This window comes from Pseudodesulfovibrio aespoeensis Aspo-2 (assembly GCF_000176915.2).
Lineage (GTDB): Bacteria > Desulfobacterota > Desulfovibrionia > Desulfovibrionales > Desulfovibrionaceae > Pseudodesulfovibrio > Pseudodesulfovibrio aespoeensis.
Genome location: NC_014844.1, coordinates 1,155,947 through 1,167,887 on the forward strand (window position 1 = coordinate 1,155,947; position 11,941 = coordinate 1,167,887).

Sequence of the window (11,941 nt, forward strand, 5' to 3'; positions counted from 1 at the left end):
CCGCAGGCCGAATTTCAGATCGCAAGGCGACCAGACAAGGCGGACACATGGCGACCACTTCTTCCTTCAGCTCTCTGCATCCCTGTTTCGGGAACGGCTCGCGCCGGATTGTTGGCCGGTTGCACCTGCCCGTGGCCCCGCGCGCCAACACCCGCATCCGTTTTGCCCCGGCCCCGGCGGCAACACCGGCCATGACACCTGAAGAAGGGCTGGCCCTGGTCGACCGCACGCTGGAGCACGGCGTGGCCGTGGACATGGTGGGCATCACCGGCCCCGGCGACCCGCTGGCCACGCCCGAGACGACTCTGCGCACCCTGCGGCTGGTCCGGGACAAGTACCCGGACATGGGGCTGTGCCTGACCACCGTGGGCATGGGCGGCGCGCCCGTGGCCGGGGAGCTGGCCGCGCTGGGCCTGTCCCACGTCACCGTGTTGTCGGACGCCGTGTCCGCCGGGGTGGCCGAGGGTTTGTACGCCTGGATTCGTCCCTCCACCCGGACCGTGCCGCTGCCCCAGGCTGCCCGGACCCTCGTGGACGAGCAGCGTCAGGCCGTGGCCGCGTTCGTCGAGGCCGGACTGACCGTCAAGATCAACACCACGCTCTATCCCGGCCACAACGCGGATCACGTGGAAACCATCGCCCGGACCATGGCCGGGCTGGGCGCGTCGATCATGGCCGTGGTTCCCTTCTGGCCCGGCGGAGAAGAGGGCGGGAAAAGGGCCGAGGCCGTGTCCGGACCGGACATGGACCTGCTCGATTCGGTCCGCGAGAGGGTGGCCGGCCACATCAGCCTCATGCCCTCCTGGGGCGAGTGTGGGCGGGATCTGGTCGGCCTGGAAAAGGGGGATGCCTCCATGATGGCATTGGCGGTGGCGTCGGTGGTGGCGTCGGCGACGCTGCCCCGGCCCGTTGCCGGGCGGCCCAACGTGGCCGTGGCCAGCGCAAGCGGCATGGACGTGGACCTGCACCTGGGCCACGCGGTCAAGCTGCTCATCTACGGCCCGCGCGAGGACGGGCTGGCCTGTCTGCTCGAAACCCGCGACGCCCCGGAGCCGGGGGGCGGGACCAGCCGGTGGGAGACCCTGGCCGACACGCTGGGCGACTGTTTCGCCCTGCTCGCGGCCAGCGCCGGGGAAAGCCCCAGGGAGATTTTGAGCCGTCGCGGCGTGGCCGTCCTGATCACCGAAGGCGAGATCGAGGGGACCGTGGACGCGCTCTACGGCGGCGGCAGAAAGGGAAGGGGCCGCAAGTAGCGGCGCAACATATATAAGGAGAACGAGAAAAATGGCTACCCCCGCAAAAATGATCATCTGTTGTCAGAGCTTCCGCGCCCAGGGCGATCCCAAGGGTATCTGTCACAAGCAGACCGATGGTTTTCTCCAGTACATCGAAGAGGAGATTCTCGACCGGGGCATCGACGCCCAGGTGGTGGCCTCCACCTGCCTCAAGCAGTGCGAGTCCGGCCCCATCATGGTCGTTCAGCCTGAGAACTGGTGGTTCAAGGGCGTTGCCAGCGAGGAGGCCATCGACGCTATCCTCGACGGCCTGGAAGCCGGCGAGCAGTGCGCAGAGTTCGCGCTGTAGGGAATTGAGAGAGTCCCTGGCTCGGCCCGCGCCGTCCGGCCCGAACGATGGGGCAGGACGGCGGGGCCGGGCACCCCGCAAGGCAGGAAACAACAAGCGTTCAGCCAGCAGAGGAAGCCATGAAGACGAGCATACTGGAAGAAAGGAAGAATCAGATCCACAGGACTGGCGAGGGCGCCATCGACATCGCCTGCAACCGCGAATCCCTGGCCGGGGCCGTCAGCCAGCGGGCCTGCGTCTTCTGCGGTTCGCGCGTGGTGCTCTATCCCATTGCCGACGCCCTGCACCTGGTCCACGGCCCCATCGGCTGCGCGGTCTACACCTGGGACATCCGGGGCGCGCTCTCCAGCGGGCCGGAACTGCACCGCCTCTCGTTCTCCACCGACCTTCAGGAGACTGATGTCATCTTCGGCGGCGAGAAGAAGCTCGAAGCCGCGCTCGACGAACTCATCGACCGTCACGGCCCCAAGGCCGCGTTCGTCTACTCCACCTGCATCGTGGGCATCATCGGCGACGACCTGGAGGCCGTGTGCCGCAAGATGAGCCAGAAGAAGGGCATCCCGGTGCTGCCGGTCCAGTCCGAAGGGTTCAAGGGCAGCAAGCGGGAAGGGTATCTGGCCGCCTGCAAGGCCATGTTCAAGCTCGTCGGCACTGGCGACACGGCTGGGATATCGAAGGTTTCACTCAATATTTTCGGCGATTTCAACCTGGCCGGGGAGATATGGATCATCCGTGATTACTTCCGGCGCATGGGGGTCGAGGTGGTGGCCAACGTCACTGGCGACGGGCGCGTGGCCGATATCGGGCGATGCCACGGCGCGGCCCTGAACCTGGTCCAGTGTTCGGGAGCCACCCTTGATCTCGCCAAGATGATGCAGGAGGAATACGGCATCCCGTTCCTGCGCGTCTCCTACCTCGGCATCGAGGACATGGCCGACTCCCTCTATCAGGTGGCTGATTTCTTCAAAGACACCGCCCCTGGCATAGTGGAGCGGACCCAGGAGCTGGTGCGCGACGAGCTGGCCCGGCTCATGCCCGAGCTGGCGTGCTATCGCCGCGACCTGGAGGGCAAGAAGGTGGCCATGTACGTGGGCGGTTCCTTCAAGGCGTTCTCCCTGGTCAAGGCGTTCCGCCACCTGGGCATGCAGGTGGTCATGGTCGGCTCCCAGACCGGCACCAAGGAAGACTACGCCGAGCTGGAGCAGATCACCGACCCCGGCACCATCATCGTGGACGACGCCAACCCGCTGGAGCTCTCGGCCTTCATCAAGGAAAAGGACGTGGACCTCTTTGTGGGCGGGGTCAAGGAACGGCCCATCGCCCACAAGCTCGGCGTCGGATTCTGCGACCACAACCACGAGCGCAAGGAGGCCCTGGAAGGGTTCGTGGGCATGCTCAACTTTGCCCGCGAGGTCCACGCCTCGGCCATGAGCCCAGTCTGGAACTTTGTCCCGCGCCGCGCGGGCCGCGCCGTCAAGCGCGAACAGGAGGCCGTCAATGAGTAAGTCCGCCGTCAAAACCGGGGCCAAGAGCGCAGCCAGGCCCAACTACGTTTCCACCACCAACGCCTGCAAGCTGTGCACGCCTCTGGGCGCGTCCATGGCCTTCCGGGGCGTGGAGGGGGCCATCCCCTTCCTGCACGGTTCTCAGGGGTGCGCCACCTACATGCGCCGCTACATCATCTCCCACTTTCGCGAGCCGGTGGACATCGCGTCCTCGGCGCTTGGCGAGAAGAACGCCATCTACGGCGGCGGGCCGAACCTCAAGAAGGGCGTGCTCAACGTCATGAAGAAGTACGAGCCGACCCTGGTGGGCGTGGCCACCACCTGTCTGACCGAGACCATCGGCGACGACGTGCCCAGGATTTTGCACGAGTTCCGCAAGGAGTTCGGCGATCTCGACCTGCCGGATATCGTCCATGTCTCCACCCCCAGCTACAGCGGCACCCACACCGACGGCTGGCACGGAGCGGTGCGCTCCCTGGTTGAGCAGCTCTGTACGCAGAAGGCGGCGGATACGGGCCGGGTCAACATCCTGCCCAACATGGTCTCCTGCGAGGACATCCGGCACTTGAAGGACATCTGCCGCGATTTTGGCGTCCATGCCACCATCCTGCCCGACATCTCCGAGACCCTGGATGGTCCGGCCCTGGAGGACTACGTCAAGATTCCCTCTGGCGGCACGCCCGTGGCCGAGATTCGGGAAATGTCCGGGGCGCGGGCCACCATCGAGTTTGGCCGCTGCCTGCCCGCCAAGACCGGCGGGGTCAGCCTGGAGAGTTCCTTCGGCGTCAAGAACCACCGCATCGGCCTGCCCATGGGCCTGCGCGAGTCCGATCGTTTTTTCGAGACGCTTGAGGCTGTCACCGGCACGCCCATGCCGCGCCGCTATGAGCTGGAGCGCGGTCGGCTGGTGGACGCCTTTGTGGACGGCCACAAGTACGTCTTTGGCAAGCGGGCTGTGGTCTACGGCGAGGAGGATCTGGTGGTCGGCCTGTGCGCGCTGCTGGCCGAGATCGGCGTGGACGTGGTCCTGGCCGGGACCGGATCGCGGGGCAAGGGGCTTGAGCGGGCCGTGGCCGCTGTCACTGAAGGCGTGTCCCGGATCGCCCCGCAAGTGCGCGAGAGCGTGGATTTTCACGACATGGCTGAGGAGGCGGAGGCGCTGGCGCCCGATCTGCTCGTCGGTCATTCCAAGGGGTACACCTATGCCAGGGGGTGGAACGTCCCGCTGGTGCGCGTGGGCTTTCCCATCCACGACCGGTTCGGCGGCCAGCGCAGGCTCCACCTCGGCTACCGGGGCGCGCTCGAACTCTTCGACCGCATCGTCAACACCCTGCTTGAGAAGAAGCAGACCGACAGCGACGTGGGCTACGGCTACCTTTAACAGCTTGGTTTTCATTCACTTTCCGACATGGATTCACGAATACAGGAGCAATATCATGGCCGCCAAGGACATCACCAGGCATCCCTGTTTCAACAAGGAAACCGCTGGCACCTGTGGCCGGGTCCACCTGCCCGTGGCCCCCAAGTGCAATATCCAGTGCAACTACTGCAACCGCAAGTACGACTGCGTCAACGAGTCGCGCCCTGGCGTGACCAGCGGCATACTCAAGCCGTTCCAGGCCGCGCAGTACATGGACAAGGTGCTTGAGAAGGAGCCGCGTATCACCGTGGCCGGCATCGCCGGACCGGGCGATCCCTTTGCCAATCCCGCCGAGGTCATCGAGACCATGCGGCTGCTCAACGAGCGCCACCCGGAGCTGCTCTTTTGTCTGTCCACCAACGGCATGGGCATTCTTCCATATCTGGACGACATCGCGGCCCTGGGCGTGTCCCACGTGACCATCACCATCTCTGCCGTGGACCCGGCCATCGGGGCCAGGATCTATGCCTGGGTCAAGGACGGCAACGTGGTCTACCGGGGCGAGCAGGGTGCGGCCCTGCTGCTTGAGCGTCAGCTGGCCGCCATCAGGGGGCTCAAGGAGCGCGGCATCGTGGTCAAGATCAACTCCATCATCATCCCCGGCGTCAACGAGGGCCATCTTGTGGAGGTGGCCCGCGTCACCGCCGCGCTGGGGGCGGACATCCAGAACATGATTCCCCTCAAGCCCACCCAGGACACGCCCTTTGCCGAACTGCCCGAGCCGGGCCGCGACGTGGTCCTGCCCCTGCGCAAGGAGGCGGGCGGGTTCATCAGCCAGATGACCCACTGCAAGCGGTGCCGGGCCGATGCTGTGGGGCTGCTCGGCAACGACCAGTCCGCAGCCCTGTGCGGCACGCTCCAGGCATGTGCCAAGCTCAAGCCCCTGGAGGCCGGGGCTGCGCGCCCCCATGTGGCTGTGGCCACCCGCGAGGGCATGCTGGTCAACCAGCACCTGGGCGAGGCCAAGACCTTTCAGATATGGGGACCGGACGGGAGCGGCTACCGCCTGATCGAGGAGCGGCAGGCCCCGGCGGCAGGCTGCGGCCCGCAGCGCTGGGCCGATCTGGCCGCGCTGCTCAAGGACTGTCGCGCGGTCGTGGCTGCGGCCATGGGCGAGACGCCGAGGATGCTGCTGGAGGAACACGGCGTGGCCCCGCACAGCGTCACCGGGTTTATCGAGGACGCGCTCCGGGCGATCTATGAAACCGGCGACCTGAAGGCGCTCAAGGGACGGCGCGGCGGCATCGCGGGCGGCTGCTGCACCGGCACGGGCGTCAGCTGCGGCTAAAATTTGTCAGGCAACGCCCGGTTTCGGCGCAATCCGCCGGATTCGTCACAGTAGGGGCATCGGCGGAGAGCATCGCGCCGGGCTATCACCCCCGTGCGAGGCACGGGGGTGTGTCACCCACAACCACAGGAGTCAAGACATGAACAGGGCCACGCTTGAGAAGGTGTTCGAGTACGCGTCCAGGCCGGTGCAGGGGACCATGTCCCGCAAGCTGCGCAAGGATGTGAAGATTCAGGTCAATGAAGGCGAGGTGTACGAGGCTGCGACCCTCTTCCTGGGCGAGGAGTTCATCCGCGTCACCGCTGTCAGGGATGGCGTGGCCATGAACACCTATTACGACTGGGACAAGATCGCCTCGGTCCGCACCCTCGGTCCTGCGGAATAGCCTTTCCTGAACATGTGCCATGACGCCCCCGCGCACGTGCGCGGGGGCGTCTTTTGGTTTCATGCGGATGCGCCCCGCCGGTCACGGACTGGCGGGGCGCATCGCTGATGGGGGAGGTGTGTGGCGGGAAAATTGTTCAGGGCGCATCGGCCTCAGCGCATGCGGCGAAGGCGCGCCCTTCCTTCGGCGATCATGCTTTCCAGGTTGTATTTCTTGACCCGGTAGCCCATCTGGCGGGCGGACAGGCTCAGCGCCTCGGCGGCCTTGTACTGGACCCAGCCGCTGCGCTCCAGCGCGGCCATGACCTCGTTGCGCTCCACCTCCTTGAGCGAGGTGCAGTGCAGCCCCTCGCCGTTTGAATGGAGCGCCTCCTGGACCGTGGCGATCTGGCCTGGGGCAAGGTACGACTTGAGGAATTCCAGGCTGATGCGCTCGGTGTCGGCCATGATGACCAGCCGCTCGATGAGGTTTTGCATCTCGCGCACGTTGCCGGGCCAGTCGTAGCGGATCAGGGCGTCCAGGGCGGTTGGGGTGAAGTGGATGTGCCGCCCGTAGTTCTCGGCCACTTCGCTCAGGAAGTGGTTGAGCAGACCGGTGATGTCGTCTTTTCGCTCGCGCAGCGATGGCACCCGGATGGGAAAGACGTTGAGCCGGTAGTAGAGATCAAGCCGGAACTGGCCGTGCTCCACCAGATCGCCCAGGTCGCGGTTGGTGGCGGCCAGGATGCGAACGTCGATGTGGCGGGTGCGGTTGGAGCCGAGGCGTTCCAGTTCCTTGTCCTGGATCACGCGCAGCAGCTTGGCTTGCAGGCCCATGGGCAACTCGCCAATCTCGTCGAGGAAGATGGTGCCGTTGTCCGCCTCCTCGAAGCGGCCCGGACGGGTGTTCGTGGCTCCGGTGAACGCCCCCTTCTCGTGGCCGAACAGCTCGGATTCGAGGAGGTTGGCCGGGATGGAGGCGCAGTTGACCTTGATGAAGGGGTGCCCCTTGCGGTCGGAAATCTCGTGGATGATGCGGGCGATGAGCGTCTTGCCCACCCCGGACTCGCCGAGCAGCAGCACCGTGGCCCTGGTGGGCGAGACCTTTTCGATCTGCCGCTGCACCTCGATCATGGGCGCGCTCTGGCCCACGATGTACGGCCCCTTGGTGTTCTTGGATATCTGGTATTTGAGCGAGGTGTTCTCGCGCTTGAGCACAGCCTCGCGCTCCATGATCTTCTCGTTGAGGCTGATGAACTGGGCGATGAGGGTGGCCACCACCTTGAGGAAATCCACATCCTCCTCAAAGGCGATCTCGTCCTCGAACAACCGGTCCACATTGAGCACGCCGATGGGTTCGCCGTGCAGGACGATGGGCACCCCGATGAACGAGATCATGCCCCGGCGGATCTTGCGCGAGCCGGTCTTGTCCAGAAACAGCGGCTCCTTGTCGATATCGGGCACGAAGTAGGGCTCGCCGGTCTGGAAGATGCGGCCCGTGACCCCCTCGTCAAGCCGGTAGACGCCGCGCTGCTTCTCCTCGCGGGTCAGGCCGTAGGAGGCATTGATGGACAGGTGTCCGGTTTCGGGATCGTAGAGCGTGACCGTGGCGCGTTGCATGCTCAGCAGTTCCGACAGGATGCCAAGCACGCCGTCCAGGGCCGACTCCAAATGCAGAGCCTGATCGATGACCTGACAGATGGCCAGCAGGGCCGAGAGTTTGAGTCCGTGGACAGTGGGAGCCATGGCCTGTGGTAAGCAAAGGCAGTGCCACAATGGGTTTTGTGGAAAAATATTTAAAAAACAGATAGTTAGCTATTCAGGCGAGCAGCATTTTTGATACAAAAATGTAATATTCGCGCCGCGAGTATACATATCTGCAAATATGCGGGGACGATAATAGCTGGTCGGTCGGCGGCAGCGGCTGGCAGGGGGGAGTCCTGTCGATCAAGGCGGATCAGTGGCCGAGGCAGTGTCGGCGCATGGCCGTGACGCGGTCGATGTAGGCTGTCTGATAGAGGGGGCCGTTGGCGGTGAAGGCGCGGGCCGCCTCCAGGTGGGCGTCGCACCACAGGGCCAGGGCCGGGTTGCGGTGGATGCGCCCGTAGGCCTTGATCATGTGCAGGGTCATGTGGCAGACGGGCATGCGCTCGCGGGCGAGGACCAGCAGGTCGGTGTGGTCGCGGTCGAGATCGAGGAAGAACGCGCCCACGGCCTCGGCACTGTGGTAGTTGGCCCCGGAGGCGAGCCGTTTGAGCAGCGCATCGTCGTCCAGGCGCGTGAGACGACAGTGCGCCCGCCACTGGGCCGGCACGGTCTCGTTCTCCCGGTATTGTACCGCGCCGGTTTCGAGGAACCGGGTCACGGTGTCGGCCAGCCGGTCGGGCATGGAGGCGATGTGCTCGATGTCGCGCCGGGCGCGCAGGCCGGTGACCTGTCCGTCTTTTTCTTCCAGGGTGATCTTCAGGAACGGGCACTGGGTCTCGATGCGCTTGTCCGAGTCGGCCCAGATGCCGCCGAACACGCGGTCCATGTCGATGACATGGACGCCCGGCAGGCTGCGGCTCCAGCCGCGCAGGGTGTCTATGGCCCCGCGCGACACTTCGGTCCATCCCTTGAGATATGAGAACGGCTCCGGGCCGAACGCGGGATACGGGGTCAGCCGCGAGAGCACGAGGATGGGTGGCGACGGAAAATCGGCCCTGACGCGGGCCAGCATCTCTCCGTAGCGCTTGAGGTAGGTGGCCGGATTGGGCTCGAACATGCGGCACTCCGCCTGGGCCCAGGCCATCAACTCCTGGTTGTCAGTCAGGGCGCGCGGGTCCATGTAAAAGACGTATTTCTCCTTGTCGTGGACAAAAAGCGGCGTATTCTCGTGGAAAAGGCTCATGACGATGAGTGCGGGTTCCGGGTCGTCCGGGCCGATGGGTTGGAACTGGTGCTTGAGCTCCCGTCCGTGAAAGTAGTTGCCAAGGCCCATGGTCCGGTCGAGGCGGGCCAGGGATTCGGGAATGCCGTGGTGGCTGGGCAGAGTCAGGGGCGAGGCGAGCACGCGATAGATGGCCTCGAAGCCGCGTCCTGCCATGGCGCGGCTGAGGAAATCGGCCTGGCAGTTGCCAAGAAAGTAGAGCATGGCGCGTGTCCCCTGGTTGGCGTTATCCTGTTTTTGACTGGAATCCATCGTCATATCGGCAGGTTTGGTCGAGGACATGAGGGGTGGCTGGCGGTGGTAGGGCTTTCGAACGGCCCGCGTAACATGTCACCAAAGCGTAACAGTGACCCCATTGTGCTGTAACAGAGCCGGGCTAGTCTCTGCCCATGCCAACCACGGATTTCCACTTTCATAAATCTTATTTTCTGAGGAGACCCTTCAATGCGTAAATTTGTCAAGCTGCTCGTCGCTGTCGCCGTCATCACCTTCGGTGCCGGCATGGCCCATGCCCGCGACCAGATCAAGGTCGTTGGCTCCAGCACTGTCTACCCGTTCTCCAGCTATGTGGCCGAGGAACTGGGCGCCACCTCCAAGTTCAAGTCCCCGGTTGTCGAGTCCACCGGTTCCGGCGGTGGTTTCAAGCTCTTCATTCAGGGTGCCGGCATGGACACCCCGGACATCACCAACGCCTCCCGCCGCATGAAGTCCTCCGAGTTCGAGGCTGCCACCGCCGCTGGTGTCACTGAGATCACCGAGGCCCTGATCGGCTACGACGGCATCGCCATCGCCCAGAACAAGGAGAATGGCGAGTTCTCCATCACCATGGACGAGCTGGCCCTGGCCACCATGGAAATGGTGCCTGTGAACGGCAAGCTCGAAAAGAACCCCTACACCACCTGGGACCAGATCAACCCGGCCCTGCCCAAGCGCAAGATCATCTTCTACGGCCCGCCGACCTCCTCGGGTACCCGTGACGCCTTTGCCGAGATGGTTCTCGGTCACTTCGGCAAGGCCAACGGTGCCCTGTACGACGCCATCGCCCCCAAGGGCAAGGGCGAGAACTACAGTGCCGTGCGCCAGGACGGCATCTACGTGCCTGCCGGCGAGAACGACAACCTGATTGTTCAGAAGCTGACCAAGGACAAGGACGCCTTCGGCATCTTCGGCTACTCCTTCCTGGGTGAGAACTCCGACCGCATCGTCGGCGCCAAGATCAATGGCGTGTTCCCCGAGCCGGAAACCATTGCCAGCGGCAAGTACCCCATCTCCCGCTCCCTGTTCTTCTACATCAAGAAGGCCCACCTCGATAAGGTTCCCGGCATGAAGGAATACGTCGAGCTGTTCATGAGCGACAAGATGATCGGCCCCAAGGGGTTGCTCAAGCGCATCGGACTGGTGCCCCTGGCCGACGACATGCGCGCCAAGGTCCAGAAGGACGTGCTCTCTCTCAAGAACCTGACCCTGGACGACCTCAAGAAATAATTGCATCCTGACCCGAAGGAGACCGGCCCGGCAGCGGTCCGGTCTCCTTCGACGTTGTCGTGGAATCGAAGACAGACAAAAGGCAGGGTGTTCCGGGCGGCGGAAGCCGCGTGTCCGGGCAGCCTGAGCAGGGGCCACCGTGGAAACAGGAACCATTTTTCTCTATCTCGTTTGCGGGCTGATCCCACTCGCAGTGGTCGCCTACTTTCTGGCGACCAGGCGAACGTTCTCGGTCAAGTTCGAGGGCGAAAAATTTCATTCGACACCCGGCAGTTATGGTTGGTACGCCACCATCTGCACCCTCTCGCCAGCTCTGCTGGCCTCGTTCGTCGCCGCCGTGCTTCAGTTGACGGGTGTGGTGGAAGTGCCAGGAACCGCGCTGGTGTCCACGGTCATCGCCCTGGCCGCAGGCGGACTGTATGTGGGAGTGCTGACCGTCAAGCCCAGTCTGCGCGCCCGGGCCATCGTCGAGCAGATGGTGGTCAAGATGCTCTTCGTCGCGTCCCTGGTCTCCATCCTGACCACCATCGGCATTGTCCTGTCTGTGGTCTTTGAGGCCATCCGCTTTTTCGAGATCGTCAGCGTCTGGGACTTCATCACCGGCACCTCCTGGAGCCCGGACGGCGTCTCGGCGGGCGATTCCGATGTCAAGGGCATGTTCGGCTCCATCCCGCTCTTTGCGGGCACGTTCATGATCACGGCTATCGCCATGCTGGTGGCCATCCCCATCGGTCTCTTCGCTGCCATCTGCACGGCGGAGTATGCCTCGCCCACCTTCCGCAAGATCGCCAAGCCCGCTCTGGAGATCCTGGCTGGCATCCCCACTGTGGTCTACGGCTTTTTTGCGGCCATCACGGTCAGCCCCCTGGTGGTCCGGGCTGCGGAGTATGTCGGCCTGCAGGCGGATTTCACCAACGCCCTGGCCCCCGGTCTGGTCATGGGCGTGATGATCATTCCCTTTGTGTCGTCCCTGTCCGACGATGTCATCACCTCGGTGCCCAACTCGTTGCGCGAAGGTTCGCTGGCCATGGGCGCGTACCATTCGGAAACCATCAAGACCGTGATCCTGCCCGCCGCGTTGCCCGGCATCATATCCGCCTTCCTGCTGGCCGTATCGCGGGCAGTTGGCGAAACCATGATCGTGGTCATGGCCGCCGGGTTGCGCGCCAACCTGACATGGAACCCGCTTGAAGGCATGACCACGGTCACGGTGCGCATCGTGGACGCCCTGACCGGGGACCAGGCATTCGACAGCCCGGAAACTCTTTCCGCTTACGGCCTGGGGCTGGTGCTGCTGGTGGTCACATTGGTCCTCAACGTCATCTCGCTGGTGGTCATCCGCCGGTTCAGACAACAGTACGAATAGG

General features: G+C 64.2%; 10 protein-coding genes. 8 read left to right on the forward strand and 2 right to left on the reverse strand.

What is annotated here, in order from left to right:
• The first annotated feature begins 47 nt into the window (after window positions 1-47).
• The 6 genes from DAES_RS05130 (at window position 48) to DAES_RS05155 (ending at window position 6,182) form a co-directional block, all read left to right on the forward strand.
• Window positions 48-1,253 (forward strand): NifB/NifX family molybdenum-iron cluster-binding protein, encoded by a 1,206-nt coding sequence (locus tag DAES_RS05130; RefSeq protein ID WP_013513973.1) that lies wholly within the window; start codon window positions 48-50, stop codon window positions 1,251-1,253.
• A gap of 31 nt (window positions 1,254-1,284) precedes the next feature.
• Entirely contained in the window at window positions 1,285-1,584 is a 300-nt protein-coding gene (locus DAES_RS05135; RefSeq protein WP_013513974.1) for a (2Fe-2S) ferredoxin domain-containing protein, read from the forward strand.
• A gap of 119 nt (window positions 1,585-1,703) precedes the next feature.
• Window positions 1,704-3,089, forward strand: coding sequence for a nitrogenase iron-molybdenum cofactor biosynthesis protein NifE (gene nifE / locus DAES_RS05140; RefSeq protein ID WP_013513975.1), 1,386 nt, complete (start codon window positions 1,704-1,706; stop codon window positions 3,087-3,089).
• Entirely contained in the window at window positions 3,082-4,470 is a 1,389-nt protein-coding gene (locus tag DAES_RS05145; protein WP_013513976.1) for a nitrogenase component 1, read from the forward strand. Before nifE ends, DAES_RS05145 begins: the two co-directional genes overlap by 8 nt.
• A gap of 55 nt (window positions 4,471-4,525) precedes the next feature.
• Entirely contained in the window at window positions 4,526-5,797 is a 1,272-nt protein-coding gene (locus tag DAES_RS05150) for a NifB/NifX family molybdenum-iron cluster-binding protein (RefSeq protein WP_013513977.1), read from the forward strand.
• A 139-nt stretch (window positions 5,798-5,936) separates the two neighbouring features.
• The gene (locus DAES_RS05155) at window positions 5,937-6,182 is read left to right on the forward strand and encodes a hypothetical protein (protein WP_013513978.1); all 246 of its coding nucleotides are present in this window, start codon (window positions 5,937-5,939) and stop codon (window positions 6,180-6,182) included.
• A gap of 152 nt (window positions 6,183-6,334) precedes the next feature.
• Here DAES_RS05155 and DAES_RS05160 read toward each other — a convergent pair whose 3' ends face one another.
• On the reverse strand, window positions 6,335-7,906 hold the full coding sequence (locus DAES_RS05160) for a sigma-54-dependent Fis family transcriptional regulator (RefSeq protein ID WP_013513979.1): 1,572 nt from the start codon (window positions 7,904-7,906) through the stop codon (window positions 6,335-6,337).
• A gap of 211 nt (window positions 7,907-8,117) precedes the next feature.
• Window positions 8,118-9,341, reverse strand: coding sequence for an SGNH/GDSL hydrolase family protein (locus tag DAES_RS05165; protein ID WP_236608466.1), 1,224 nt, complete (start codon window positions 9,339-9,341; stop codon window positions 8,118-8,120).
• A 192-nt stretch (window positions 9,342-9,533) separates the two neighbouring features.
• Between DAES_RS05165 and DAES_RS05170 the strand changes: the two genes are divergently transcribed.
• Window positions 9,534-10,574, forward strand: a complete 1,041-nt coding sequence (locus DAES_RS05170; protein ID WP_013513981.1) for a PstS family phosphate ABC transporter substrate-binding protein — start codon at window positions 9,534-9,536, stop codon at window positions 10,572-10,574.
• A 139-nt stretch (window positions 10,575-10,713) separates the two neighbouring features.
• A complete protein-coding gene (pstC, locus tag DAES_RS05175; protein ID WP_013513982.1) occupies window positions 10,714-11,940 on the forward strand; it encodes a phosphate ABC transporter permease subunit PstC in 1,227 nt (408 codons plus the stop codon).
• Window position 11,941 lies beyond the last annotated feature (1 nt).

Excerpts from the sequence above, each read along its gene's own strand:
- DAES_RS05130 (WP_013513973.1), top strand. The coding sequence starts at position 48 with ATGGCGACCACTTCTTCCTTCAGCTCTCTGCATCCCTGTTTCGGGAAC.
- DAES_RS05135 (WP_013513974.1), top strand. The coding sequence starts at position 1,285 with ATGGCTACCCCCGCAAAAATGATCATCTGTTGTCAGAGCTTCCGCGCC.
- nifE (WP_013513975.1), top strand. The coding sequence starts at position 1,704 with ATGAAGACGAGCATACTGGAAGAAAGGAAGAATCAGATCCACAGGACT.
- DAES_RS05145 (WP_013513976.1), top strand. The coding sequence starts at position 3,082 with ATGAGTAAGTCCGCCGTCAAAACCGGGGCCAAGAGCGCAGCCAGGCCC.
- DAES_RS05150 (WP_013513977.1), top strand. The coding sequence starts at position 4,526 with ATGGCCGCCAAGGACATCACCAGGCATCCCTGTTTCAACAAGGAAACC.
- DAES_RS05155 (WP_013513978.1), top strand. The coding sequence starts at position 5,937 with ATGAACAGGGCCACGCTTGAGAAGGTGTTCGAGTACGCGTCCAGGCCG.
- DAES_RS05160 (WP_013513979.1), bottom strand. The coding sequence starts at position 7,906 with ATGGCTCCCACTGTCCACGGACTCAAACTCTCGGCCCTGCTGGCCATC.
- DAES_RS05165 (WP_236608466.1), bottom strand. The coding sequence starts at position 9,341 with ATGGATTCCAGTCAAAAACAGGATAACGCCAACCAGGGGACACGCGCC.
- DAES_RS05170 (WP_013513981.1), top strand. The coding sequence starts at position 9,534 with ATGCGTAAATTTGTCAAGCTGCTCGTCGCTGTCGCCGTCATCACCTTC.